21 protein-coding genes are annotated in these 25,267 nt (G+C 71.6%); 11 read left to right on the top strand and 10 right to left on the bottom strand.

Annotated features, from left to right (window positions below):
- Positions 1–31 precede the first annotated feature (31 nt).
- The 7 genes from FMM08_RS16375 to FMM08_RS23990 all read right to left on the bottom strand — a co-directional run bounded on the left by FMM08_RS16375 (position 32) and on the right by FMM08_RS23990 (position 6,144).
- A complete protein-coding gene (locus FMM08_RS16375; RefSeq protein WP_147927570.1) occupies positions 32–430 on the bottom strand; it encodes a flagellar basal body rod protein FlgC in 399 nt (132 codons plus the stop codon).
- A gap of 29 nt (positions 431–459) precedes the next feature.
- The gene (locus tag FMM08_RS16370) at positions 460–801 is read right to left on the bottom strand and encodes a flagellar basal body rod protein FlgB (RefSeq protein WP_147927569.1); all 342 of its coding nucleotides are present in this window, start codon (positions 799–801) and stop codon (positions 460–462) included.
- 185 nt (positions 802–986) lie between these two features.
- Complete coding sequence (locus FMM08_RS16365) at positions 987–2,267, bottom strand: EAL and HDOD domain-containing protein (protein WP_147927457.1); 1,281 nt, start codon at positions 2,265–2,267, stop codon at positions 987–989.
- A 9-nt stretch (positions 2,268–2,276) separates the two neighbouring features.
- The gene (locus FMM08_RS16360) at positions 2,277–2,660 is read right to left on the bottom strand and encodes a hypothetical protein (protein WP_147927456.1); all 384 of its coding nucleotides are present in this window, start codon (positions 2,658–2,660) and stop codon (positions 2,277–2,279) included.
- Positions 2,657–3,091, bottom strand: a complete 435-nt coding sequence (fliS, locus tag FMM08_RS16355; RefSeq protein ID WP_222710852.1) for a flagellar export chaperone FliS — start codon at positions 3,089–3,091, stop codon at positions 2,657–2,659. The genes FMM08_RS16360 and fliS overlap by 4 nt, the downstream gene beginning before the upstream one ends.
- Positions 3,092–3,147: 56 nt before the next feature.
- Entirely contained in the window at positions 3,148–4,575 is a 1,428-nt protein-coding gene (fliD, locus tag FMM08_RS16350) for a flagellar filament capping protein FliD (protein ID WP_147927455.1), read from the bottom strand.
- Positions 4,576–4,680: 105 nt separating this feature from the next.
- Positions 4,681–6,144: a flagellin N-terminal helical domain-containing protein gene (locus tag FMM08_RS23990; protein WP_222710851.1), complete on the bottom strand. Its 1,464-nt coding sequence runs from the start codon at positions 6,142–6,144 to the stop codon at positions 4,681–4,683.
- Between FMM08_RS23990 and FMM08_RS16340 the strand changes: the two genes are divergently transcribed.
- The 7 genes from FMM08_RS16340 (at position 6,145) to FMM08_RS16310 (ending at position 14,103) form a co-directional block, all read left to right on the top strand.
- Entirely contained in the window at positions 6,145–8,202 is a 2,058-nt protein-coding gene (locus FMM08_RS16340) for a tetratricopeptide repeat-containing glycosyltransferase family 2 protein (protein WP_147927454.1), read from the top strand. It abuts the gene before it with no gap.
- A complete protein-coding gene (locus tag FMM08_RS16335) occupies positions 8,199–9,416 on the top strand; it encodes a glycosyltransferase family 10 domain-containing protein (protein WP_147927453.1) in 1,218 nt (405 codons plus the stop codon). The genes FMM08_RS16340 and FMM08_RS16335 overlap by 4 nt, the downstream gene beginning before the upstream one ends.
- Positions 9,417–9,528: 112 nt before the next feature.
- Positions 9,529–10,533 carry an NAD-dependent epimerase/dehydratase family protein gene (locus tag FMM08_RS16330; protein ID WP_147927452.1) on the top strand — a complete coding sequence of 335 codons (1,005 nt, stop codon included), beginning with the start codon at positions 9,529–9,531 and terminating at the stop codon, positions 10,531–10,533.
- A complete protein-coding gene (locus FMM08_RS16325) occupies positions 10,530–11,762 on the top strand; it encodes a DegT/DnrJ/EryC1/StrS family aminotransferase (RefSeq protein WP_222710850.1) in 1,233 nt (410 codons plus the stop codon). Before FMM08_RS16330 ends, FMM08_RS16325 begins: the two co-directional genes overlap by 4 nt.
- 113 nt (positions 11,763–11,875) lie before the next feature.
- Entirely contained in the window at positions 11,876–12,853 is a 978-nt protein-coding gene (locus FMM08_RS16320) for an NAD-dependent epimerase/dehydratase family protein (protein WP_147927451.1), read from the top strand.
- A 39-nt stretch (positions 12,854–12,892) separates the two neighbouring features.
- Complete coding sequence (locus FMM08_RS16315) at positions 12,893–13,627, top strand: glycosyltransferase family 2 protein (RefSeq protein WP_187279800.1); 735 nt, start codon at positions 12,893–12,895, stop codon at positions 13,625–13,627.
- Between the two features lie 56 nt (positions 13,628–13,683).
- Positions 13,684–14,103, top strand: coding sequence for a cupin domain-containing protein (locus tag FMM08_RS16310; RefSeq protein WP_222710849.1), 420 nt, complete (start codon positions 13,684–13,686; stop codon positions 14,101–14,103).
- A gap of 480 nt (positions 14,104–14,583) precedes the next feature.
- On the opposite strand, the gene FMM08_RS16305 is transcribed toward FMM08_RS16310, so the two are convergent.
- Complete coding sequence (locus FMM08_RS16305) at positions 14,584–14,889, bottom strand: hypothetical protein (protein ID WP_147927449.1); 306 nt, start codon at positions 14,887–14,889, stop codon at positions 14,584–14,586.
- 1,219 nt (positions 14,890–16,108) lie between these two features.
- On the bottom strand, positions 16,109–17,041 hold the full coding sequence (locus FMM08_RS16300) for a sigma-70 family RNA polymerase sigma factor (RefSeq protein WP_147927448.1): 933 nt from the start codon (positions 17,039–17,041) through the stop codon (positions 16,109–16,111).
- 209 nt (positions 17,042–17,250) lie between these two features.
- Here FMM08_RS16300 and FMM08_RS16295 point away from each other — a divergent pair, with 209 nt between their 5' ends.
- From FMM08_RS16295 to FMM08_RS16280, 4 genes are read left to right on the top strand one after another with little or no spacing between them, the layout of a single operon-like run.
- On the top strand, positions 17,251–17,730 hold the full coding sequence (locus tag FMM08_RS16295; RefSeq protein WP_147927447.1) for a flagellar protein FlgN: 480 nt from the start codon (positions 17,251–17,253) through the stop codon (positions 17,728–17,730).
- An 11-nt stretch (positions 17,731–17,741) separates the two neighbouring features.
- Positions 17,742–19,169 carry a flagellar hook-associated protein FlgK gene (flgK, locus tag FMM08_RS16290; protein WP_147927446.1) on the top strand — a complete coding sequence of 476 codons (1,428 nt, stop codon included), beginning with the start codon at positions 17,742–17,744 and terminating at the stop codon, positions 19,167–19,169.
- Between the two features lie 5 nt (positions 19,170–19,174).
- Entirely contained in the window at positions 19,175–20,098 is a 924-nt protein-coding gene (locus FMM08_RS16285) for a flagellin N-terminal helical domain-containing protein (protein ID WP_147927445.1), read from the top strand.
- Between the two features lie 26 nt (positions 20,099–20,124).
- On the top strand, positions 20,125–20,586 hold the full coding sequence (locus tag FMM08_RS16280) for a flagellar assembly protein FliW (protein ID WP_187279799.1): 462 nt from the start codon (positions 20,125–20,127) through the stop codon (positions 20,584–20,586).
- Positions 20,587–20,696: 110 nt separating this feature from the next.
- Here FMM08_RS16280 and FMM08_RS23125 read toward each other — a convergent pair whose 3' ends face one another.
- Complete coding sequence (locus FMM08_RS23125) at positions 20,697–24,644, bottom strand: hypothetical protein (protein WP_187279798.1); 3,948 nt, start codon at positions 24,642–24,644, stop codon at positions 20,697–20,699.
- Positions 24,645–25,267 lie beyond the last annotated feature (623 nt).

Raw genomic sequence — 25,267 nt, 5'->3', positions numbered from 1 at the left:
GGAGAGCCCGTCGAGGGCGGGGATGCTCATCTCACTTCTTTCCGATCTGCAGCGCGGCCTCGTAGGAGCTCTTGGCCCGGTCCACCACGGCGGCGTTGGCCTGGTAGGCGCGCTGCGTCATGATCAGCTGCCCCATCTGGCTGGCCAGGTCGATGTCGGGGTACTTGACGTAGCCGTTCTCGTCGGCCAGCGGGTTGTCCGGCTCGTGGACCATGCGGCCCGCGCCGCTGCCGAACTGGACACCGGTGACCCGGACCCCGCCGGCCTGGTTGCCGTGGTCGGAGCCGTACTCGACGGCGCGCGCGGTGACGAAGCGCTGCCGGAAGGCGTCGCCGCTGGTGCGCGACGCGTTGTTCATGTTGGCGAGGTTGTCGCTGATCGCGTCCATCCACTTGCGGGCCACGGTCATGCCGCTGCCCGCAGCGCCCATCGCGTCGAAGAGTCCCACGGTCCGCCGCCTCAGCTCGTGCGCAGCGCGGTCTGGACGGACGTGAGCTTGTTCGAGATCGCCTGCGTCAGCAGCTGGTAGCGCAGCTGCGTGTCGATGCTGGACAGCGTCTCGGTCTCGAGGTCGACGTTGTTCCCGTCCTCGCGCGTCGGGTCCGTCGAGCGGCCCTCGGTGGCGCGGGCGACCCCGGTGCCGCCGTTGACGGCGGAGCGCAGCGCGCCCTCGAAATCGACGCGGGCGGCCAGGTAGTGGGGGGTGTTGATGTTCGCGATGTTGTCGGCGGTGGCGCGCTGGCGCGCTGCCAGACCGTCGAGGGCGCTCTGCAGCGCGTTGGAGCTGACGGAGTCGAACACGGGGAAGACCTCCACGAGCCGACCGGGAGGGCGCCTGCCGCGAGGGGCTGGTGCTTGCTGCCGGTGTGACCTGTGGCCGATCCGTGGCCGCTGGTGAGCTGTCCGTCGCTCAAAGGAGTTGTCGGCAGCGGCGCCGCAGTCCTTGAGCCGTCCGGGTGAAGCAGTTCGTACGAGGGTTCAGCAGGTCATCCGGCGAGGGAGGCCGCGATGTCCATGGCCTCCTTGAGCGCCTGCAGGTAGGCGGTGGCCGTGCGGTCGTCGACGCCGTCGATCTGCTGACCGGGCACGCGTCCTTCGCACGCCATGAGCGCCTTCAGCGCCTGCCCCACCACACCGCGGTGCTCGACGACGGCGGCGCGCACGTCCTCGGCCACGTTCACGTCGGCCAGGAGCTCGGCCGGGGAGACGCCGACCACCTCGGCGGTCGCCGAGAGCAGGCCAGCCGTGTAGGCGGTGTGCGGGTCGGAGGGGACCATGAGCGAGCAGGCGCTCGCGCGGTGCAGCACGTGCGTCATCACCACGCGCTGCTGGGAGCTGCTGCCCGTGGGGCTGAGCGCCGTCAGGGTGGCCCACGACGTCAGCGGCTTCGGACCGAGCAGCACCATCGCCTGCCGGACCGAGGAGACCTTGGTGGTGGAGGCCACCATCGACGACGACGCCGCGCGCAGCACGCGCATGCTCAGGCCGGGGTCGTTCTCCACGAGGCGCTCGACCTCGCGCAGGTGCGTCTCGGGGTTGGTCAGCGCGGCGATGAGCTGCAGCGCCACCAGCTGGGAGCTCTGCAGCGTCTTGGCGGTGAGCGTCTGCGGGCGCTCCAGCCCGAAGCCCTGGAACAGGTCGACGCCCAGCGAGCGGCACAGCTCGACGTCGTCGTCGGTCTCGAGCCGCTCGACCACGATCTTGGCCTCGGGCGCCTCCCGGCGCACCAGTTCGACCAGCTCGGCCACGCGCTCCCGGCGGTCCGGGTCGAGCACGAGCTTCACGTACTGCACCAGCGGCAGCGCGGGCAGGCGCCACTCCTCGCCCTCGAAGTCGTCCAGGGCCAGGGCGTAGCCCTCGTCGCGAAGGCGGTGCATGCCGGCGAGCACGGCGTCGTCGATGGGGATGTCCTCGGTGACCTCGAGCACCATGCGCTCGGCGCCGGTGAGCAGCGGGAGGTCGCCGACGACGAAGGAGCGCGTGAGGTTGACGAACAGCGGCAGCCCGCCGCTGATCTCCTGGGGGTCGAAGTCGGTGAAGGTCGCCGAGAGGATGTGGGAGGTCGCGGCGTCGTGCTCGGCCGCGGTGGTCAGCTCGGAGGTCTGGGACCCCTCAGCGGCGCGGAAGAGCAGCTCGTGGGCGAACAGGTCGAGGTCGGACGTGAAGATGGCCTGCCGGGCGACCACCACCAGCACGGTGCCGTCGGGGGTGGCCCCGGCGCCGTGGGTGCTGCGAGCGGTGGTCTCAGCTCGCTGGGTGGTGGTCATGGCGGTTCCTCAGGCCTCGGCGTCGACGTACATGGGGATCCCGGCGTGCGGGCGGACCTGCGTCTCCTCGGCGACGCGGGCGTGGCGGCGGTTGGCGACCATCGCGCGGGCCAGGTACGCACCGGCGTCGAGCTGGCGGGCCAGCAGCACGCGGGCGCGGTGGGCGAGCTCCATCGGCACGGGTCCGAGGGAGCCGTCGAGCTGGTGGAACAGCGCGCTGCGCTGCGCGACGGCCTCAGCGGCATCGGACTGCGCAGCGGCGTCAGCAGCGGAGTGCAGGTGGTCGAGGAGGTTCTCGACGTCGTTGACGTCGAGCTCGAGGGCGTCCAGCGCCCGCACCCAGGCGGTGCGCCAGTGCTCGCTGCTGCCGGGCAGGGCGATGGTGCTGCTCACGCGGTCATCCCTCCCATCGGCAGGCTGCGCTGCACCGACGTCTCCGTGTGGGGCAGCACCAGGCTCGAGGCGGCCTGGTTCCAGGCGTCGCGCAGGGGCTCGACGACTGCGAAACATGCATCGACGCGCTCGGCGTCCTGCTTGACGTTGGCCTGGGCCAACTCAGTGAGGAGGAAGGCGTAGAGCGCACGGAGGTTGTCCGCCGCTTCCCAGTCGGACCCGTCCAGCGCGACCGTCAGGGCGTTGAGGATGCTCTGCGCGTTCATCAGCGCCTTGTGCGACGCCTCCCGCTCCCCCGCCCGCAGACCCGCGGCACCGCGGGCGAGGTCGGCGAGGAGGCGGTCGAAGAGGCGGAGCAGCATGACCTGCGGCGAGGCGCCGGCGGCGCCGTCCTGCAGGAAGCGGGCGCGCATGGAAGCGGGAGCGGGCACGGGAGATCCCTTCCGTCAGCGGTGAGGTGGTGGTGCTGTGGACGCGGACGCCAGCGTCAGTTGGTCTCGAGCTGCTTCAGCGCGGTCGTCAGAGCCGAGCTCTGCGACTGCAGCTTCGACAGCGCCGTCTCCATGGCCGAGAACTGGGCGTTGAGCGTCTTGGAGCGGATGGCGAGGCGGACGTCCCAGGCGCTGATGTCACTGCCGAGCCTGGTGTTGCTGCTCTGCATGGCCGCCACGAGGCGGCTGACGGTGCCGGTGGTCGGGCTGGTCTCGTTGCCGGACAGGCTCGCCTGGCTGGCCACGGTGTTGACCGCGGTGCCCAGCTGGGTGAGCAGCGTGCTCGAGATCGCGGGGTTCTTGCTGATGAACGCCGTCAGCTTGGTGGTGTCGACAGCGACGCTGCCGTCGGTCTTCACCTCGATGCCCGTGTCGGCCGTGGTCGCGCCCACCGCTGCCGCTGCGTCGGAGACCGCTCGGGTGAGGGCGTCGGAGATGCCGCGCAGCACCGAGTTGCCGGCGAGCAGGCCACCGTTGACGGACGACGCCTTGGCGGGGGGAGCGGGCGCCGTGGTGTGGAAGTCGATGTCGTCGAGCACCGCTGCGATCTGCGAGACGACACCCCCGACGGAGGTGGCCGTCGCAGCGGCGTCGCGCGTGGTGGTCACCGTGGCCGTGGTGTTCACCGCGGCGCTGCTGCCCAGGGTCACGTCGAGTCCTGCCACCACACCGGTGAAGGTGTTGGACTTGGACTTCTGCGTGATGCCGTTGACGCTGATCTCAGCGTCGGCTCCGGCATTGCCGTTCTCCTTCTCCGAAGCGACGGAGGCGTTGCTCGAGTCGGTGAGCGTCAGGGCGAAGTCGGGGTAGCTGCCGCTCTTCGCGGTGAGGACCAGGTGATCCGCGCCGTTGGAGTCGGGGATGACGGCGGCGGTGACGCCCTCGTGGTTGGCGTTGATGGCCGCAGCGACGTCAGCGGCGCTGTAGCTCGCAGCGGAGAAGGTCTTGGTGACCCCGGCGGCGGTCATCGTCACCGGGAAGCTGGTCGCACCGGAGGGCGGGGTCCAGGAGGTCTTCGAGGTGTCGGTCGTACCGGTGAACTCGCGGCTCTCGGCCACGGCGAGAGCGTTGACCCTGATGGCGAGGTTCCCCGCCGTCGGCGTCCCGGTCACCGTGGCAGTCACCGCCTTGGCGGTCGCCGTGTCGGCGGAGCTGGTCGTGGCGACGGCCATCGTCTTGAGCGCCGTGCCGGTGGACAGCGCCGCGGCGGACGTGGTGAGGGAAGCGAGCTTGGCGTTGATGGCCTGGAGCGCGCTCAGCTGCGCCTGACCGGTGGAGAGCTTGCCCTTGAGCACGGTCTGGGGAACCGCTTCGAGGGCGAGGAAGTTCTTGATGAGGCCAGCCGTGTCGATGCCGCTGGCGAGACCTGAGATCGACGCCGCACCGCTGGTGGACGTGCTGAGACTGGACGTCGACGAGGTCACGGGAAGCCTCCGGAGGCTGACGAGGATCAGGGAGAAGTGGCTGAGGAGCCGACGACCACGACGCCGGGCGAGTCGCCTCGCCCGGCGTCGTGGTGTCGGGGTGGATCAGCCCTGGAGCAGGGAGAGGATGCTGCTGGGCAGGTTCTTGGCCTGCGACAGCATCGAGGTGCCGGCCTGCGACAGGATCTGAGCGCGGGTGAAGTTGACCATCTCGGACGCCATGTCGGTGTCCGTGATGCGGCTCTGAGCAGCAGACAGGTTCTCAGCAGTGGTGTCGAGGTTGTCGACCGTGTACTGGAACCGGTTCTGCAGCGCACCGAGGGAGGCGCGAGCGTTCGACACGTTCTTGATGGCCGTGTCGATGGCGGTGATCGCCGAGACCGCGGTGGACTGCGACGACAGGTCGAGCGAAGCCACGCCCAGACCCCCAGCGCCGAAGGAGCCCGCCGCAACAGCCGCCACAGCGGACGCCGCGTTCACAGACGCGGTGCCCGTGTTGGAGACGGTCGCGCCGAAGTTCAGCGTGAGGCCGCCAGCCGGCACAGTCGCCGCACCGAGGAAGGTGACGTTCGACGAGACGCCCACGGACGCGCCCCCGGCGGTGACCGTGAAGGTGTCACTGGCAGCGCTGTACGTGAAGACGGCGTTCACCGAGGCGGCCTGAGCCGTCAGGATGGCCGCCACCGAGGCTCCGACGATGTCGTTGTTGGTGCTGGCGAAGGTGCCGCTCACGCTGAAGTTGACAGTGACACCGTTGATCTTCGCGCTGAACGTGGTCGCCGAAGCACCGGAGATCGTCGTCGTCGCCGCGTCCGCGAACGTGCCGGTCGAGGTCAGGCTGGCGAGGATCGCCGTCTGAGCAGCGACGGCCGAAGCAGCAGCCACCGAGGCTGCGCCGGAGTCGATCGCAACCGCGATCACGTTTCCGGTGCTGGACGTCCCGTTGGCCTTGTAGCCGATCTGGAAGTCGTAGCCGGTCTTGTAAGTGCCGTCGAGCAGGTTGACGCTGTTGAAGGACGAGGTGTCGGAGATGCGGGTGAGCTCGGCCTTCAGGGCGGTGGCCTCGGAGTTGATGGCCGTGCGCGAGTCGGTGCTCTGGCTGCCGTTGGCCGACTGGACGGCCAGCGTGCGGAGGCGCTGCAGGATGGCCTGCGACTGGCCCAGGGCGCCATCGGCGGTCTGGACCAGGCTGATGCCGTCCTGCGCGTTCTTGGACGCCTGGTTGATACCACCGATCTGGGCCTTGAGGCCCTCGGAGATGGCCAGACCGGCGGCGTCGTCAGCAGCGCGGTTGATGCGCAGACCGCTGGACAGCTTCTCGAGCGAAGCGGACAGGCCGGCCTGCGTCTTGTTCAGGTTGCGGTAGGCGTTGAGGGCCTGGATGTTCGAGTTGACGGTCAGAGCCATGGTGATTTCCTCCGTGAGTGTCAGTGGTGCTGATCGAGCCCGTCCGTGGGCTGACACCCCGTCCATCGGTCCGCGACCGGTGCACGTGAGGATTTCCTCGCGCTCATCGCGGCGTCCCCCATTCGGCTCAAGGCCGAGGGCTGCGGCGCCGATGAGCGCCACATGGACATCACTCCTCCTGCGAGCGAAGACATCACCGTCGTCCTCATCGACAGCACCACCCCTGATGCGCTGGTGCGGTGCGTGCAGCAGGTCGTGCGCACCGGGGGCGGCTGCCAGGTCGTGGTCGTGTCCGCTCGTGCGACGTCCCTTCCCAGCCACCTCGCACGTCGCACCCGCACGGTCCGCGTGTCGGAAGCCGCAGCGCTGGACGGTGCCGCGGCGTCCGAGGCGAGCGCCAGGGCGCTCGTGCTGGTCGCACCCACGAGCGCCGCCTTCTCCACCGGTTGGCCGGCCGCTGTGCGTGAACGCGCACGCGTCCACAGCCAGACCATCAGCGTGGTGGGCGCCCACGGGCGGAGCATCCTGGTGGTCCCGCGTGCTGTGACGGATGTGCGCGCGAGCCGCAGCTCGTGGGTGGGGGCTACCGGTCTGCGCCTCCGGGAGTCCGCCCAGGAGGTCACGGCTCGGCGGACGATCAGTGCCGTGATGATCGTCAAGGACGAGGAAGAGGTGCTCGACGAGTGCCTCACCGCCCTCGTTCCCTTCGTCGACGAGGTGGTCGTCTACGACACCGGGAGCACCGACCGCACCGTGGACATCGCCCGCTCCCACGGGGTCGTGGTGGTCGAGGGGTACTGGAACGACCACTTCGGGGACGCCCGCAACCGCGCTCTCGAACACGCGACGAGTGACTGGGTCATCCAGGTCGACGCCGACGAGGTGATGGAGGGCGACGTCGATGCCTGGCGCCGCCAGCTCGACACCGATCCGTACGACCAGATCTCCATCACGATCATCTCGACGGCGCACCGCGGCAGCACGACGGGCCTGACGACCCAGCCCTCCCGGATCTTCCGCCGCGGGTACTACCGGTGGACGGGAGCGCTCCACGAGTACCCGCTGGCGCTGCCCGGGATCCCCGCTCGAGGCATGTCGCCGCAGCAGCCTCCGGTCCGCCTGATGCACAGCGGCTACCAGCCCCAGCGGACGGCAGAGCGCAACAAGGCGATGCGCAACCTCGCCCTGTCCACCAAGGAGCTCGAGGCGACCCCGAAGGGCGACCCGGAGCGCGCGGTCCTCCTGAGCAACCAGGGCCGCACCCTTCTGTGGGCGGGCAAGACCGACGAGGCGCTGGAGGTCTTGGAGGAGCTCCGCACCACCCCCGGCAACCCCACCTCGATCGTCATCGGTGGGCGTGCAGCCCTCGAGGTGCTGCTCGCCAGTCACCGCACCGACGAGGTCGAGCCGTGGCTGGAGGTCATGGCCTCCAGCGGCGAGGCCCCCGGCAACATCGCCGTGTACCGCGCTCGAAAGCACATCAAGCTCAACGAGCCGACGGCCGCGCTCGACGCGGTCAGCTCGCTCACCGACGGTGGCGGCACGGACCCCTGGGGCATGCCCTTCGACCCCGCTCGCGCCCAGGTCATCGAGGCAGCGGCGAAGATCAGCCTCGGAGACCCGCACACCGGAGCGGACCTCCTGTTGGACCTGGTGCGCACCGCCTCCGACGCCGTGCCGTTCGACCTCATCGTCAACGCGGTCAGCGCAGCCGGCCGGCGCCTCGTCGAGATCGCCGGGATCGCGCCCAACCAGTTCATCGAGCGCACGATCCGCGAGGCCTCGGCGATGCACCCCGTCGTCGCCCTCGAGTGGTTCGAGGCCCTCCACGAGGCGAACCCCCACGACCGGCGGCCCGTGGTCGCAGGCAACCTGTTCGCCGCCCGTGCCGCGTGGACCGTCGCGCTGGCCTGGAGCGTCCGGGCACGAGAGCTCGGCCTCGAGGAGGTGTGCGCGCTGCGAGGGCTGGGCGAGAACCAGTCCATGCCGGTCGCCGACCGTGTGATGGCCTGGCTCGTGCTCGCCTCCGTCCTCGGAGAGCACGACGCGCCGGAGCAGGTTTCCCGTCTGGTCGCTCACACGGACCCGCGGGACCTCCTCGTCCTGCGCAGCCACGCCGAGCAGCACGGCCTGGACGCGAGCACCCTGGTCACGTCGGCGAGGATCAGCCTGTCGAGCACCGCCGCCACCCCCCTCGTCCTGATGGGGGAGCAGCGGTGAGCGTCGTGAGCGACGCGAACACCGCTAGCCGGTCCTCGACCGTCGACAGGAGTCGCACCGCGGTCGTCATCGGTCGTGGTGGCGCGGCGGGCAGCATCCAGACGCTGGCCACCCTGCAGTCGGTGGTGCAGGAGTGGGAGGGCAGGGGTGGCACGTGGGACGTCGAGCTCGTCATCCCCAGGGACGGCTCGACGGAGTCCCTGGTCGGGTGCCTGGACGGTGACCTCACCGTCCACTACGACGTGCTCGACGTCTCCTCCGTGCTCAGCGCCGTGCGCGCCCGGGGCTCTGAGCCGACGGTGCTGGTGGCCGGCGACTCGGCCTCCGTCGGAGGCGGTGCGAGCTCGTCGACGAAGATCCGCGTCCCGCTCGTCGACGAGCAGGGCATCGACCCGTGGACAGGGGACCGGCTGGAGTCGCTGAGCAACTTCCACCCCGCTGCCGACGGTCTGGGGGTCCTGACGTGGGAGCGAGACTTCGATCCCGCGGTCAAGCATCCGGTGGTGGTCTTCACCAACCTCTCCGTCGCCCGGGCGGCCGCCTACCGGGCGCACACCAAGGTCGCGTGGCTGATCGAGTCGCCCGAGGTGTACTCGGAGGCCACCGCTTTCGTGACCGCCAACCCCAACCTCTTCGACCTCGTCATCACCAGTGACGCCCACCTGGCGCGATCGCTCCCACGGGCCGTGACCGTGCCCCTGGCCGGGTGCTGGGTGCCACCGGAGGACCAGAGGCTGGCCGAGAAGTCACGCGACGTCTCGATGGTCGCCTCGGGCAAGGGCTTCACGTCCGGGCACCGCATGAGGCACCACGTGATCCCGCACCTGCAGGGTGTCGACCTGTACGGGCGAGGACTGCACGGCGTGCCCAACCTCGGCGAGGTCAGGAACAAGGCGGACGCCCTCCTCCCCTACCGCTACTCGATCGCGGTGGAGAACACGTGGACCGACGACTTCTTCTCCGAGAAGATCATCGACTGCTTCCGCACCGGGACCATCCCCATCTGGTGGGGCACGTCCGCGGTCCTCAACCACTTCAACCCCGACGGGATCCTGACGTTCAAGACGCTCGAGGAGCTCCAGGCCGCGCTGCGGACAGCGACACCCGAGCACTACGCAGAGCGCCTAGACGCCGTGCGGGACAACTACGAGCGTGCTCGCGCCTGGCGAGTCGTGGAGGACCGCATCCAACCCCATCTCCTCCCGTACCTGTGAGCACCACCCACCCCTGTCACCCGAAGGGCTCAAGGCAGTCGCCCTTCCGGCCGATGGATGACTACCGCACTGCACCGCTGAACGACCAGTTCCGCGGGGAGAGGAGCACCCGATGAGCATCGTCATCACCGAAGGCGGCGCGACGTCAGTGATCAGCCTTCCTGCCGAAGCCGAGACGAAGCCGTTGAAGGTGCTCGTGACCGGTGGCGGCGGGATGCTGGCCAGGGCCATCGCGACCGAGGTCAGGAACGACCGGCACCCTCACCTCAAGGTGACATTCGCCCACAGGAGCGCCGCCGACCTCACCAGTCCTGCCGAGACGGCTCGGCTGGTCGCCCGGACCTCGCCGGACGTCATCGTCCACTGCGCGGCCAAGGTCGGGGGGATCAAGGCGAACGCAGCCGACCAGACCGGCTTCCTCATGGACAACATCGCCATCGACAGCGCGGTCTTCCGCGCCGCCATGCGCCTCGGCATCCACAGGCTCGTCTACCTGGGCAGCTCGTGCACCTATCCGCGGAACCACCGCCAGCCCCTCGTGGAGACCGATCTCCTGCAGGCTCCGCTGGAGCCCACGAACGAGGGCTACGCCCTGGCCAAGCTCGCAGGGACGCGCCTGTGCCAGTTCGCGAGCCAGGAGCGAGGTCTCGCCTACCGGGCAGTCGTCGCGTCCAACCTCTACGGACCGGGCGACCACTTCGAGGGGGACAGGGCGCACCTCGTCGCAGCGGCCCTGTCGAAGGTCCATGCGGCTCACCGCAGGGGGGACCCGACGGTGACCGTCTGGGGCGACGGCACGGCGAGGCGGGAGTTCACCTACGTCGGCGACCTCGCCCGGTGGATCGTGCAGAGCCTCCACCGGCTCGACGAGATGCCACCGGTGCTCAACGCCGGTGCAGGGACCGACCACAGCGTCACCGAGTACTACGAGGCGGCCCGTGCCGTCATCGGCTACGAGGGGAGCTTCGTCTACGACACGACGGCGCCCTCGGGAATGCACCAGAAGCTCATGGACTCCCGGCCGGCGCAGCGCTTCGGCTGGAACCCCACCACCACGCTGGAGGACGGCATGCGAGCCACCTACGAGCACTTCCTCGGCGCGGCGGTGACCGCGTGACCACGACCCCCGCTCAGGTCTCCGAGCTGCGCGTCGACCGCTTGAGCGCAGCCCCGGCCCCGTTGGCCCTGCCCCTCGCCACCAGCACGTGGGACCACCGCGAGTACGCGGCCCTCCAGGAGGTCATCGCTTCGGGCCAGTTCACCATGGGTGCGCACGTCCACGCCTTCGAGCACGCCTTCGCAGAGCAGTTCGGCGCCGCGCACGCAGTGATGGTCAACTCCGGTAGCAGCGCCAACCTCCTCATGGTCGCAGCCGCCGTGCTCGACGACCGGATCGACCTCAACCCTGGCGACGAGGTCCTCGTCACCGCCGTCTCGTGGGCGACGACGTACTACCCGCTGGCCCAGTACGGGCTGCGTCCGGTCCTCGTGGACGTCGACCCGCTGACCCTGAACATCGACCTCGACGCCGCCAGGGAGCGCTGCGGCCCGCGCACCAAGGGTCTGATGGCCGTGAACCTCCTGGGCAACCCCAACCGCTTCGACGACCTGCAGCAGCTGGCGGACGACTGCGGTCTGGTGGTCCTGGAAGACAACTGCGAGTCGATGGGGGCGACCTTCGACGACCGGTCTGCAGGGACCTTCGGCCTGATGGGCACCTTCAGCACCTTCTTCTCCCACCACATCTCCACGATGGAGGGGGGCGTCATCGTCACGGACGACGACCACCTCCGCGACATGCTCCTGTCCCTGCGCTCCCACGGGTGGACGCGCAACCTCCCGGCGGACAGCGCTCTGCGCTCCGCGGGCGTCCACGGGTTCCACGACCTCTTCCACTTCGTGCTCCCCGGCTACAACGTCCGCCCGCTGGAGATGTCCGGGGCCGTGGGTCTCCACCAGCTGGAGAAGCTCCCGACGATGGTCGCCATCCGCCGGGCGAACGCCGATGCCTTCCGGGACGCGATGTCGTCGGTCCCCGGTGTCCGGCTCCAGCAGGAGGTGGGAGAGAGCAGCTGGTTCGGCTTCTCCTGCGTCCTCGAGGGGCACCTTGCCGGTCGCCGCGACGAAGTCGTCGCCGCGCTCGCAGCCGCCGGTGTCCAGACGCGGCCCGTGGTCGCCGGGAACTTCGCCAGGAACCCGGTGATGCGTCACCTCAACGCCGACGTGTCTGCTCCCCTGCCGAACGCCGACCAGGTCCACGTGGACGGCTTCTACCTCGGCAACCACCACTACGCCCTGGACGGCGCGCTGCTCGAGGTCGCCGACGTCCTCGGCGGTCTGCGCTGACAGCACCGGCGCGGCTCCTCCAGCGACGGTCCCGGCTGCGGTAAGCAGCGGTGGTCACGCAGGCGCACCGGAGAGCCAGCCGGACACCCCCTACCAGACCAGAGGAAGCACACATGCCTTTCAAGGTCGTCGTCACAGGCGCCACCGGCTTCATGGGGATGCACCTCACGAGCCGCCTCATGTCCATGGGAGCAGAGGTCGCGATCGTGGTCCGGGGCACTTCACGCATCCCGGAGTGGATGGCCTCGAGGGCCCACGTGATCACAGCGGACGCTTCCGGCTCCTGGACCGGGGAGGTCAGGTCGTACGCGCCGGACGTCTGCTTCCACCTCGCGGCGCAGTCGATCCAGGTCCACGACGACTCGACCGTCGGCCACCTCCTCGACGCCAACGTGATCATGGGCACCCAGCTCCTCCAGGCGCTGTCGCACCTCGAGGGCGTGCGCTTCGTCAACGTGGGCAGCGTCTGGCAGCACCACGACAGCCGCCCGTACGGTCCGTCCTCCCTGTACGCGGCGACGAAGCAGGCCTTCGTCGACATCGTGCAGTTCTACGCAGAGTGCTGCGGTGTCAGAGCCGCGACCGTCGAGTTCCCCGACACCTACGGCCCGGCTGACGAGCGGAAGAAGCTGCTGCGGCTCCTGGTCGACGCCAGCGAGACGGGCGTCGCGCTGCAGATGTCGCCGGGTGGGCAGGTCATCGAGATGATCCACATCGACGACGTGGTGGACGCCCTGCTCGCCACCCTCTCCGCCGCGAGCCACGAGGCCCCGAGCTTCCGAGTCCCGGGCGAAGTCCTGCGGCTCAAGGAGTTCGTCGGCGTCGTCTCCCTCATGCTCGGCGCCGAGGTGCCGGTGCACTGGGGAGCCCGTCCCTACCGTCCTCGGGAAACCATGGAGACGTGGAACCACTTCCCGTGCGTAGCCGACTGGGAGCGCAAGCGGAGCCTCTTCACGGAGCTGCCGGTGGCCCTCGCCTCCCTGCGAGACAGGGCGAACACCTCGGTGCGCATCCCCGCTCAGCCCACCAAGCAGCCTCTGGAGATCACAGAAGTCTCCATCACCTCCTCTGACCGACTCACCACCTCCTGATCCTCAGCCCAGAGCGGAGACACCATGGTTTCGTTGCTCGTGCCCACCTATCGCCGGTGGGAGTCAGGAGACAAGCAGCGGGTCTGGGGTGACCTGCGAGTCCTCCTGGCCTCACTGAAGGAGTACGCACCCGGCTTCGAGGTGATCGTCGCCTGGGACGGCCCGGAGGAGCCGCGGCACCTCCCCGACAACCCCTCCGTCCGCCTCCTGAAGCGGCCTGAGGGGCTCACGACCTGCAGCGAGGCGTGGAACTGGTGCACGGACCAGACGGACTCAGAGGACCTGGTCTTCGTCGGTGACGACACCATCTTCCACCCCGACTCCCTCCGGCTGCTGCTCGAGGACGCGCTCATGCTCACCCAGCACGTCGACAGCCTCCGGGTGGGCATGGTGGGTGTCAGGTCGAACTTCGTGAAGGGCGCCCAGAACATCCGCGAGGCCAACGGTTCCGCTAGGGCCGGGATCGGGTTCGCCTCCGAGGGCAGCGTCGTCGAGACGGCCATGATCGCCCCCGTCGTCGCCTGGATGCAGCGCAGCGTCTTCGAGGAGGTGGGGCGCTTCCAGGCCACCAACTGGTTCCAGGACGACCTCATCTCGTGGGACCTGCAGCGGCTCGGATACCGGCACTTCGTGAGCCGCTCCTACGTCCACCACGTCGGCCAGCGCGGCACCGGGCAGGGGAAGAGCAGCCAGGACCTCCTGGACGAAGGCCTGTCGTGGCTCCGGAGCAACCGCCCCGATTACCTCACCCAGGTCCTCGGCATCCCCGCCTGAGCCGCGCCCCGGAGCTACCGGCTCAAGCCCTCGGCCCACTACGCCGATGAGGTGACATGAGCACCAGCACCGAGCACCGCGACGTCGTGCTCTCCATCGACGCGCCGCGCAGCCGGCCTTCTGCCCTCCAGCACCACCGCCTCGAGGACATGAAGGGCGGCTGGTTCATCGGGGACTTCGCACCCGCGGCGATGCGCTGCGCTGGTGCTGAAGTGGCTGTCAAGCACGTGCGAGCAGGGACGCACGAACCTCTCCACGAGCACCGGCTGGCCACTGAGGCGACCGTGGTGGTCGCAGGACGCATCCGCATCGGCGGCGAGGAGTGGCGCACTGGCGACATCATCGTGGTCCTTCCCCACACCAAGACCGACTTCACGGCGATCACCGACGCCGTGCTGGTGGTCGTCAAGACCCCATCCGTGATCGGTGACAAGTACGCCGTGGCGCTCGCCCCTGATCAGGTCGGGCTCGGCTGAGACGGCGCCGGGATCTCCTGCCTCGGCAGCCTCGCAGCACGAGCGCCGGCAACGCCGGATGACGGCGGGCATCGCGCGAGGGACTGTTCGTCGCGGGTGATCTGACCGGTTCTCCGGGTCTCGTCTCGTGGGCCGTCCAGGACGGCCCCCACCGTGCGGGGTCGTGCGACGACGTTCGTGACGCTGCCGCGACGCCCGCAGTGGTGCCTGTGAGTTGCCCGTCGTGACGCCCGCAGCTGCCGCACCTGTGCTTCGGAGACGACATGCGGCAGTGCACCCCAACACGGTCGTGGAGGCACTCCAACACGGTCGTGGAGCGCGCGCAGGGGTGTCTGTCACCTGCAGCTTCCACCTTCATGCAGGCAGTCCGTACAACACGGCCATCACACCGGTGGCGGACGACCTCCGGAGCCAAGTTCCGCTCCTGCGAGGTCGGCCGGGACAGCCGCTCGGGGACGGTACGCGCCTGCGGAGCTGCCTTCAGGTCACGAGGTGGGCGAGGACCCGGCTCCCGAGACGAGAGGTCTGCGAGGCGAGGGACTCAGCAGGTGAACCGGCGATCGATGTGACCGCCGCCTCCAGGCGCGCCGTCTCTGGCATGACGTAGGTGTAGGTGCGCTCGGAGTCGGCGACCGCAACCGTGAGCAGCACGGAGTCCTCGATCCGCCGCTTGGGCGCGGCTCCTCGACTGCTGCCCCCGTCCTCCGCCTGACGCGTGCTGGGGAGCTCCAGGACGCGGCCGGATCCCTCCGCCGAGCGGTCCCGGAACGTGATCGGCATGCTCATCGCGACCTCCTCGGTCATCGGGTCAGTGCTCCTTGCACTGTGTCCATCGGCCATCCGGCTGTCGCGTTCAACGCTTTCAAGCACAGATGCGGGGCACGTCACCCGGTCGGGCGTCCGGCTGGGTGACGCCCTGTTGCCGGCACACCGTCAGGGATCTTCTGCGGCACCGCGTGGCAGTCGAGTGCGCCCCCCTCGTGAAGGCGCCCGGCGTCGTGGACCGGGTGCATGCTGCCCTGGTCTGTGGAGCCTCGAAGCCTCAACGGCTCCAGCCCCCCCGTGAGCGTCACGCCTCTCAGGTGGAAGAGAGTCAGGTCGAAGACGCTCGCCCCAGTCACCGTGGGCCCAGCACGGAAACCCGTCATGGCATGCCGTGCCTCGTCAGCCAGCGCGGGGAACGGTGGCGCGTGGCCACCGTCAGTCGCGCGGGAGAGCGGAGCCTGGTCGGCGCGCCGCTCGCGAACAGGGGCGGCCTGGCGCACGTGGTGACGAGGCTCAGGCGATGGGCAGCCGCTCGCCTCGCCTGGGGCGTCGTCCGCAGCCGCCACCGCGCGGAGGATCCGCTCGGCGACGGGCAGCGCGGCGAATGTCTCTTCGTGGCCAGAGCGTCGCACACGGTCGCGATCTGACTGAGCATGAACGACGATGACGTGTCCTGGTGACGGTGCTGCACGGGCGCGGACAGCAGGACCTCGACGAACGGGCGGGCAACCCCACAGGCCCCGGGAGCGCTGGAGCGATCCACGCCCTGCGCACAGATCGGCACTGAGCTCGTCATCGCGAGGCCCTCGACCGCCAGGGGTCCACCTCGTGGCAAGAGCGGGCGCGTTCTGGGTCCAGCGGCTGGGTCAGCTTCTCGTGGCGAGACGGGGACTGGGGCAGGTCGACGGCGGGCGGAGATCTCCGTGCCGGCAGGCGGTGGTGCCGATGACCGCGTCAGGACGCCGACCAGAGGTGAGGACCACCGAGGCGCTGGATCGACCGCAGGTCACCGTCTGCAGCGAACGAGCGGCGCTGCTCTCTCGCGAAGTCTGCCACGGAGCCCAGCCCAGCGGTCCTGCCGCAGCCGCCCCGCCTGGATCTCGCGAGGATCTCCAGCTCTCAGTGCGCGTGGAGCGGCCAAGGGGCGTTGGTGGCAGCGGTGGTCCCGGTGGGGAAGTCACGGGACCACCGCTGCAGTTCGAGGAGCCCCGACGACGGGGCTCGGACCGGTCGAGCCGGCTCAGGCCAGCGCGGCCCAGCTGCCGGGCTCGACCGGCGATGCCGGCGCGGGGATGGCTGCGGGGACGGGCCCTCGCACAGCGGCCTCCGACGTCTCGGGCAGCGTCGCCATGGGCATCGCGGCGGCGTGCGCAGCCACGGCGGCGAAGTACGCCTGGCGCCGGCGGTCCACCACTCCCCCGGGCCGCTCGGCCCGCGCGACCAGCGCGGGCTCGAGGGCCGAGTTCATGCCGTCGCGCATGAGCAGCAGGGCCTCGGTGCGCAGCTGGCTGATCCGCGACTCCGTGACACCGAGCTCAGCCGCGACGTCGGTCACCGAGCGGTCTTCCAGGAACAGGCCGGAGACCACGGTGCGCAGCCGCTCGGGCAGCGAGGCGACGGCGGCGTGCAGGTACTTGACCTGCTCGTTCTGCAGGAGGTGCTCCTCGGGGCCGGGGCCCTCGTGCGGCAGCACCTCGGCCACGACGCCGTCGTAGGCGTCCATGCTCACCAGCGCGCGCTCGGTGGTGGCGCGGGCGGCGTCCAGCTCCTCCGGCGAGCAGCCGAGGGCCGCCGCGAGCTCAGCGCGCTCGGGCTTGCGTCCGAGCTGCGCGGCGAGCGTCTCCTCGGCGGCCGCCACCTGCCGGGTGCGGGAGCGCGCCCCGCGGGGCGCCCAGTCCATGGAGCGGAGCTCGTCGAGCAGCGCGCCGCGGATGCGCAGCGTCGCGTACCGGCTGAACGGCACACCCGTCTCGGCGGCGTAGCTCATGGCCGCCTGGGCCAGCGCCGCCATGCCGGCGGAGACGAGGTCGTCGCGCAGGACGTGACCGGGCAGGCGCGCCATCGTCTCGCTGACCTGGTAGCCGACGATCGGCAGGTGCGCGCGGACGAGCTCGTCGACCTCGCGGCCCGACCGGCGGGGCCGGTTCGGCGGGGTGCTCGCTGAGTTGCTCACGGAGAGTGTTTCGGCCGGTCGGGTGACTTCCTTGAGCCACACGGGTCACAGCCGGACCAGCAGCTCTTCGTGCACGTGCGGCGCGCGCCGAGGGAACGGCGTGGTCGGGCCGCGACGAGGCGTCCCCGTCCGCAGAACCCTCAGGGACGGGGGGCCGCCGCCGATGGACTGGCGAGCAACAACCCGACCGTCGTGCTGAGGAGGTGTCCATGGGCGTCGCCGAGGTGTCCAACGTGCTGTGGCGCGAGCGCGAGCAGCTCGACCTGCTGCTGTTCAAGCTCGAGGAGGAGCAGCTGGTCCTGAACAGCGGGCGCACCCGCTGGGTGGCGCACGCCACCCGCGAGGTGGAGATCGTGCTGGAGCAGGTGCGCCAGAGCGAGCTCCTGCGCGCCGTGGAGGTGGACGCGTACGCCGAGTCCGTCGGTCTGGGTCCCAACCCCAGCCTGAAGGACCTCGCGACGGCCGCCGGCGAGCCGTGGAGCGAGCTGCTGCTCGCCCACCGCGACGCCCTGGTGGAGGTCACGGACGAGATCCGCCGCCTCTCCGAGAGCAACCGGATCGTGCTGTCCGCCGCTGCGCGGGCCACCCACGAGACGCTCCTGAGCATCAACGGGACGCTCGAGACCTACGCCCCCACGGGTCGGATGACTTCCGCCGCCCCCGCCAACCTCGTCGACCGATCCCTGTAGAGGACCCCCACATGAGCTCCTTCTCCGGCCTGTCGACGGCGCTGTCCGCGCTTCAGGCGACCCGCAAGGCCATGGACGTCACGGGCAACAACATCGCCAACGTGGCCACTCCGGGCTACACCCGCCAGCGGGTCGACCTCCAGGCGGCGACCACCGCCGTCGGCCTCATGACCACCGGTCAGCAGGGCGGCAACGGTGTCGTCCTCACCGGCGTCTCGCGCCTGGCGAGCTCGTTCTGGGACGCCCAGGTGCGCTCCCAGACCTCGCTGCACGCCGACCTCGCCTCCCGCGCCGACGTCCTCAACAACCTGCAGGACCTCACCGGTGAGCCCAGCGACACGGCGCTGTCCGGCAAGCTCTCCGCGATGTGGTCGGCCTTCGCCAACCTGGCGGCCAACCCCACCAAGGACTCCGCGAAGTCGGTGGTCATCTCCGCCGCGCAGGACGTCGCCCAGACGCTGAAGAACTCCTCCGCCGGCGTCGTGTCGATGTGGAACGACCAGCGCACGCAGGCGACGTCGCTCGCCAACGAGGTCAACGCCACCACCCAGGCCGTCGCCACCTACAACAAGCAGATCAAGGCGACGGTCGCCGCCGGCAACAGCGCCAACGAGCTCATGGACCAGCGCGACCAGCTGGTGACGCGCCTGTCCGAGCTGACCGGCGCCACCACGGTGCAGGCGGCCAACGGGGTGGTGGACGTCTACCTCGGCTCCAACGCCCTGGTGCAGGACGGCTCCTTCAACACCGTCCAGGTCTCGGCGCCCACGACGACCAACACGCTGCCCCCGACCGCCTCCCCGACCCTGCAGTTCGCCGACGGCACGCCCGCGTCGGTGCGCGGCGGCCAGCTGGCCGGGGTGCTCGACGCGCTGCGCGTCGGCGGCACCCTCGACACGGCGTCCGCCAAGTACGACGCCGTGGCGGCCGCGGTCTCCACCTCGGTGAACGCCGCCTACGCCGCCGCGTTCAACCCCTCGGCCACACCGGCTGACCCGGTGCAGCCGTTCTTCACCGGGTCGACGGCCTCGGGCGTCACCGGGCTCACCGTGGCGGTCTCCCTCGCCGGTGCGCCCACCACGCCCGGGACGACGGCGCTGCGCACCGGCAACTCCACGCTCGGCTCCGCCGACGCGTCGGTGGCGCTGGCCATGAGCAAGCTGGGCAAGGCCACCGGGAGCCCCGACAACGTCTGGGCGACCTACGTCTCCCAGCTCGGCGCCGACGCCGCTGGCGCCACGTCGCGCACCACGGCGACCGCCGCCACCCTGAGCAACACGGTGGCCTCCCAGCAGTCCGAGACCGGGGTCTCCCTCGACGAGGAGACCGCCAACCTGCTGACGCTGCAGCGCGCCTACCAGGCCGCTGCACGGGTGCTCACGTCCGTGGACGAGGCGCTCGACACCCTCATCAACAAGACCGGTCTGGTCGGGAGGTAACGGACATGAGCGGACTCAGCCGGGTGACCCACCGGACGATCCAGGAGCAGTCTCTCGCGAACCTGCAGAGCAACCTGGCGTCGATGGCCACCCTCAACGAGCAGATCTCCACGGGCAAGCGCATCAACAAGCCGTCGGACGACCCGACCGGCACCGTCGACGCGCTGCGCCTGCGCACCCTGCAGCGCGACAACGTGCAGTACGGCAAGAACGCCGACGACGGCCTGGCGTGGCTCAACGCGACCGACACCGCGCTGAAGTCGACCACGGCGCAGCTCAACGTCGCGGTCAACCGCACGCTGCAGGCCCTGAACAGCGGCACCCAGAACTCGACGTCGCGCGCGGCCCTGGCCGCCGAGGTGGACGGGGTGCTGTCCGCCGTCAAGGGCCTAGCCAACAGCACCTACTCCGACCGCAGCCTCTTCGCCGGCACCGCCACGGGCGCTGCCGTCACGGCGTCCGGTGCCGCGGGGTCCCAGACGTTCGCGTGGGCGACGACGGGGGCGGGCACCGTGCAGCGGCAGATCGGCCCCGACGACTCCGTGCGCGTCGACACCGACGGCACGGCGGTCTTCGGTGCCGACTCGGGGTCCGACACCTCCGTCTTCACGGTGCTCCAGGGGCTGTCCACCGCCATCAAGACCGGTGACGACGCCACCACGCGGACGCTGCTCACCAAGCTGCAGGACCGCCAGGCCGTCGTCCTCACCGCCGCGACCGAGCTCGGCGCGCGGCAGAACCGGGTGATGGCTGCTCAGGACGCCGTGGCCGACCGCGACGTCTCCCTCACCAAGCAGCTCTCGGACGTGCAGGACCTCGACTTCCCCAAGGCGGTCATCGCCCTCACCTCGCAGCAGACGGCCTACCAGGCGGCGCTGCAGGTGACGGCGAAGACGCTGCAGACCAGCCTGATGGACTTCATCCGATGACGATGACGACGGGGAGTACGGTCGACATGACGAGCACCGCTGTGCAGCAGGACACCGTCCAGGACCAGGTGACTGTGGAGGACCAGGTGACCGTGGTCGTGAGCGGCCCCGAGGTGCACTTCTCCGCACCGCTGCTGGGCCTGGAGCACCTCACCCGCTTCGTGCTGGAGCAGGTCGAGGAGGACAGCCCGCTGTTCTCCCTGCGCAGCGTCGAGGACGCCGGCGTCAGCCTGCTGCTGCTGGCCCCCGAGGCCGTCTTCGAGGACTACGCGCCCTCCATGGACGCCGTCTCCCGCGCCGCCGTCGGCCTGCCCGCCGGTGACCAGGGCCTGCTCCTGACCGTGGTGAACGCCGCGGGGGCCGAGTCCCTGGAGCAGGCCACGGTGAACCTGCTCGCGCCGATCCTCATCAACCCCAACAGCGGCACGGCGGCGCAGATCGTGCTGACCGGTAGCGCCTACCCGCTGCGCCAGCCGCTGTCCGCCTGACGGGCGGCAGCGCAGAGCACCACAGCGACGACGAGGGCGCCGCGCAGGGACTCCCCCGCGCGGCGCCCTCGTCGTCGTCCTGCTCGGTCCGGTGGTCGTCGCCGGCGGCGTCAGACGCCGTCGGCCGCGGCCAGCGAGGACGCCGAGCCCGACAGGTCGGAGAGCTCCGACAGGATGCGCAGGTGGCGTGCGCGCAGCGCCTCGACGTCGGCGGCGGCGCGCGCCAGGGTGGCCTTCGCCTCCTCGCGGGTGCGCGCGGCGTCGGCGGCGGCCTCCTCGCGCAGGCGCGACACGTCAGCGGCGGCCTCGGCGAGCAGCCGCTCGCGCTCGGCTGACGCGGCGCGGCGGTCCTCCTCGGCCTCGGCGCGCAGCTGCTCGGCGGCAGCGCGCTCGGCCGCGGCGCGCTCGGCAGCGGCCTCCTCCTCGGCGCGCGCCTGCGCCAGCACCCGCTCGGACTCCTCGCGGGCCGCGGCGAGCGCGTCGGCGACAGCTGCGGCCTCGGCCTGGGCCTTGGCCCGCAGCTGAGCAGCTTCGTCGGCCGCCTGCTGGCGCAGCTGCTCACCGTCCTGCTGCGAGGCGCGGAGCATCTCGGCGGCCTCCTGGCGCAGCTGCTCGCTGTCGTGCTCCGCGGCGCGGAGCAGCTCGACCGCCTGCTCCTGGGCGGACACGAACACCTGCTCCGCCTCGAGCTCGGCCTCGGCCAGCGCGGCGGTGGCCTGCGCGTGGGAGTCGACGCGCAGGCGCGCCGCCTCGTCGAGCAGCTCGCACGCGCGCTGCTCGGCCGTGCCGACGATGCCCGCGGCCTCGTCCTCAGCGCTGCGACGCAGCGTCTCGGCGGCCTGCTCCGCCGTGGTCAGCTCGTGCTGGGCGTCCGCGCACAGGGTCTGCGCCTCCTGCTCAGCGGCCTCCAGCAGCGCGGCCGCCCGTGCCTGGGTGCGCTCGGTGAGCTGCTCCAGGCGCTGGCGCACCTCCTGCGTGTGCTCCGCGGCCTCGGCGTGGCTGCGCCGGCGGGCCTCGTCGACGAGCGCGATGGCCTGCGCAGCAGCGGCGGCGACGTCGCTCTCGGCCTGGGTGGTCAGCGCTGAGGCGTGCTGGGCGGCGGCCACGGTGACGCGGTCGGCGTCGGCGCGGGCCGCTGCCGCGAGGGCCTCGGCCTCCTCGCGGGCCTGCTCCCGCAGCGCGGTCGCCGCAGCCTCGGTCTGCACCCGCAGCGCGGTCGCCGCAGCCTCGGCCTGGTCGCGCAGCGCGCGGGCCTCGGCCTCGGCGTCCTCGAGGGCGGTGCGGGCGCGCTCCTTGAGGCGCGCGACCTCGGCGCGCAGCTCGCTGGCCTGGGCGACGGCGCTGGACACCACGTCGCGGGCCTCGGCCTCGGAGCGCTCGCGCAGCTCCTCCGCCTCGACCTGCGCTCGGCTCAGCTCGGAGCGGGCGCCGGCCAGCTCGGCGCGGGCCTGCGCCACCTCGTCGGCGGCCCGGTCGCGGATGGCGGCGGCGTCGCGCATGACCCGCTGCACCTGGGCCGCGGCCTCGGCGCGGGCCGCTGCGGAGGCGGTCTCGGACGCCGATCGCTCGCGCTGGGCGCGCTCGGTGGCGACCTCGACCACGCGGTCGGCCTCGGCGCGGGCCGCGGCGACGATCGCCTCGGCCGCAGCGGTGGCACCGACCTCGATGGCGTGCCGCGCACCCTCGGCGTCCTGCAGCAGCGCGTCACCGCGCTCGCGCGCCCGGGACAGCAGCTCGTCCGCCGCCAGGTGGGCGGCGCTGCGGACCCCAGCGGCCTCGGAGGCAGCGGCCGCGGCGATCTCCTCAGCCTGCTCGCGGGCCTGCACCATCACCTGGTCGGCCACCTGGACGGTGTCGGCGTGCAGCTGGTCGGCCTCGTCGGCGGCGGTGCGCCAGAGCCTGTCGACCTCCTCGCGCGCCTCGGCGAGCACCTCGGCGGCGCGGTCGCGGGCGGCGTCGACGAGGGTCTCCGCGTCGGCCCGGGCGACGGTGGAGTGCTCGCGGGACCGCAGCACCTCCTGCTCGGCGTCAGCGCGCATCGCCGCGGCGGACTGGCGGGCCTCGGCGAGCACCTGCTCGGCGTCGCGCTGGACGCTCTGGCGCAGCGACTGCACGTGGTCGCGGGAGGTGGTGGCGTGCTCGCGGGCGCCGGTGAGCAGCTGCTCGGCCTCGCGGCGGACCTCGCCGGCGGCGGTGCGGGCCACCTCGAGGGCGGCCTGGGCCTCGTGGAGGGCGCGCTCGCGCGCCGCGGCGCCCTCGGCGTGCGCGGCGGCGAGCAGGGCGTCGGCTTCCTCGCGCAGGCGCGCGGCCTCGGTGCTGGCCACCTCTAGGGTGGAGCGGGCCTCGGCCTGGGAGCGCTCGCGCAGCGCACCGACCTCGGTGCGGGCGCTCGCGATGAGCTTGTCGGCCTCGGTGCGAGCGACAGCCAGGACCGCGTCGGCCTCCTCGCGCAGGCGCGCGGCCTCGGTGCGAGCCGCCTCCAGGGCGGTGCTCACCTCCACCTGGTACCGCTCGCGCAGCGCGTCGGCCTCCTCGCGCAGGCGCGCCGCCTCGGCGGTCGCCTGGGCGAGCACACGATCGGCGTGCGCGGTGGAGCTGGCGGCGCCGGCCTCGGCCACAGCGATCAACCGCTCGGACTCGGAGCGGGCGTGCTCCAGCAGCGCCTCCGCCTCGCTGCGGGCGGCCACCATGAGGCGCTCGAGGTCGCGCTGCACGCTCTCCCGCTCGGCGTGCAGGGCGCTCAGCACCGCGGAGCGCTCGGCGTCCATCGCCTCGCGGGCCAGGGCCAGCTCCTGCTCCGCGAGCGCGCTGGCCTCAGTGCGGGACAGCTGCGCGGCGGCCACGGCCTCCGTGCGCAGCACCTCCGCCTCGGCGCGCAGCACCTCGGCCTCGGCGCGCAGCTGCTCGGCGAGCGCCACCGCCTCGGCGCGGAGGTGGTCGGCGTCCTGCTGGGCCTGGGCGAGGACCTGCGCGACGTCCTGCGCAGCGACGTCGCGCAGCGCCTGGACCTGCTGGTCGGCGAGCGTGCGGAGCACGTGCGCATCCCGCTCCGCCGTCGTGCGGAGCTCGTGCGCGTCCTGCTCGGCTGCCGAGCGCAGCAGCGCCGCGTCGTGCCGCGCGTCGTCGTGCAGCTGGGCGGCGTCACCGCGGGCCTGCACCAGCAGGTGGTGGGCGGCGGCGGTGGCCTCGTGGGCGCGCTCGTCGGCCTCGGCGCGCAGCCGCTCGGCCTCGGCGAGGGCGGCGTCGCGGCGGGCCTCGGCCTGCACCACCGCCTGCATGGTCTCGGTGCGGACGAGGTCGCGCTCGGCCTCGGCGTCGGCGCGGCTGCGCAGCGCGCGCTCCGCGACGCTCTCCAGCTCGGTGGTCCGCGCCGCGGCCGTGGCGGTCGCCTCCTCGACGACGACGTCGGCGATGGAGCGCAGCACGCTGATGCGGTCCTGCAGCGCGGTGGCCTCCGCGCCGATCTGGTGGCGGCGGTCGCGCAGCGCCCCGAGGTCGGTGCGCAGCAGCAGCACCTGCTCCCGCAGGGCGGTGCGCTGGGCCTCGACGGCCTGCACGGCGCGGCGGCCCTCTTCGGCGCGGTCGGAGACCTGGGCCACCTGCGCCTCGGCGTCGGCCTCCGCCTCGGCCACGAGCTCGGCGGCGCGGACCTCGGCGGCGCGCAGCACCTCGGCGGCCTGGAGGGTGGCGGCGGCGCGCTCGGCGTCGGCCTGCTCGGTGGCGCGCGCCAGCGCGGCCCGGGCCTCGGCCTCGACCTCGGAGCGCACCTGCTCGGCGTGCTTGCGGGCGAGCTCCAGCAGCTCGGCGGCGCGCTCGTAGGAGGTGCCCGACCGGGCGTCCCGCAGGTCGATGACCGACGAGGCCGGGTGGGCCGCGTGCGCCGTGTGGTCGGCCTGGCGGCGCGGCGAGGGCAGCGCCGCGGAGCGGCTCGTCACGGGCAGCGGACCGGTGGTGACCTCCAGGTCCACGCCGAAGTCGTCGTCCAACCCGCTGCCGTAGCCGTCCTGGGCGTCCCAGGGAGACAGCGGGGCCGGACGGCCGGTGCGCTCAGTCTCCATGCACGGATCGTGACACCCCGGACGCTCCCAGTGTGGGAACTCGGCTTCCTCGGCCTGTCACGCACGACTGGATCACGGGCCGGGACGACGGCGGACGACGGCGGAGGAGGGGGCCGGACCCGCAGGTCCGACCCCCTCCTCGTCCAGCCCAGGGCCCACCCGGCCCCCGCCGGGCGTCAGACCAGGACGATGGAGAGCGTCCCGGTGCCGTAGCCCTTGATGGAGACCGACCAGTCGACGCGACCGCCGAGGGCGGTCAGGTGACCGAGCACGTCGGCCGGGACCTGCTCGCCGAGGGCGTGGTGGGAGTACAGCTTGAGGTGCGCCGCGTCACCCACGTTGAACAGCGCCGCCATGACGTTGAGGACCTCGGCGGCGTTGGTGCGCAGGTTGGGGAACAGCTCCTTGTCGTCCACGGCGTCGGCTGCGGCGCCCGGGGGCAGCAGACCGATGGCCGCGCCCACGTACGCCGCCATCGGCAGGTCGAACGCCACGACGGCGCGCAGCTTGGTGGTGGCGTCGACGTAGGTGCCGACGACGCCGACGTGCCCGGTGGGGCGGTTGCCGTCGGCGAACGCGCACTCCTTGTTGAGGAGGCCCACGAGCATGTCGCGGGCGTCCTT

This window comes from Quadrisphaera setariae, assembly GCF_008041935.1.
Classification (GTDB): domain Bacteria; phylum Actinomycetota; class Actinomycetes; order Actinomycetales; family Quadrisphaeraceae; genus Quadrisphaera; species Quadrisphaera setariae.
The sequence above is the reverse complement of the archived record's forward strand: the minus strand, read 5'-3'. Positions and strand labels throughout refer to the sequence as shown.

What these genes read in the sequence shown, in the direction of transcription:
- FMM08_RS16285 (WP_147927445.1), top strand. Translation starts at nt 19,175, where the DNA reads ATGAGCGGACTCAGCCGGGTGACCCACCGGACGATCCAGGAGCAGTCT.
- FMM08_RS16310 (WP_222710849.1), top strand. Translation starts at nt 13,684, where the DNA reads ATGAGCACCAGCACCGAGCACCGCGACGTCGTGCTCTCCATCGACGCG.
- FMM08_RS16330 (WP_147927452.1), top strand. Translation starts at nt 9,529, where the DNA reads ATGAGCATCGTCATCACCGAAGGCGGCGCGACGTCAGTGATCAGCCTT.
- FMM08_RS16280 (WP_187279799.1), top strand. Translation starts at nt 20,125, where the DNA reads ATGACGAGCACCGCTGTGCAGCAGGACACCGTCCAGGACCAGGTGACT.
- FMM08_RS16305 (WP_147927449.1), bottom strand. Translation starts at nt 14,889, where the DNA reads ATGAGCATGCCGATCACGTTCCGGGACCGCTCGGCGGAGGGATCCGGC.
- FMM08_RS16365 (WP_147927457.1), bottom strand. Translation starts at nt 2,267, where the DNA reads ATGACCACCACCCAGCGAGCTGAGACCACCGCTCGCAGCACCCACGGC.
- FMM08_RS16320 (WP_147927451.1), top strand. Translation starts at nt 11,876, where the DNA reads ATGCCTTTCAAGGTCGTCGTCACAGGCGCCACCGGCTTCATGGGGATG.
- FMM08_RS23125 (WP_187279798.1), bottom strand. Translation starts at nt 24,644, where the DNA reads ATGGAGACTGAGCGCACCGGCCGTCCGGCCCCGCTGTCTCCCTGGGAC.
- FMM08_RS16340 (WP_147927454.1), top strand. Translation starts at nt 6,145, where the DNA reads ATGGACATCACTCCTCCTGCGAGCGAAGACATCACCGTCGTCCTCATC.
- FMM08_RS16375 (WP_147927570.1), bottom strand. Translation starts at nt 430, where the DNA reads ATGGGCGCTGCGGGCAGCGGCATGACCGTGGCCCGCAAGTGGATGGAC.
- flgK (WP_147927446.1), top strand. Translation starts at nt 17,742, where the DNA reads ATGAGCTCCTTCTCCGGCCTGTCGACGGCGCTGTCCGCGCTTCAGGCG.
- FMM08_RS16295 (WP_147927447.1), top strand. Translation starts at nt 17,251, where the DNA reads ATGGGCGTCGCCGAGGTGTCCAACGTGCTGTGGCGCGAGCGCGAGCAG.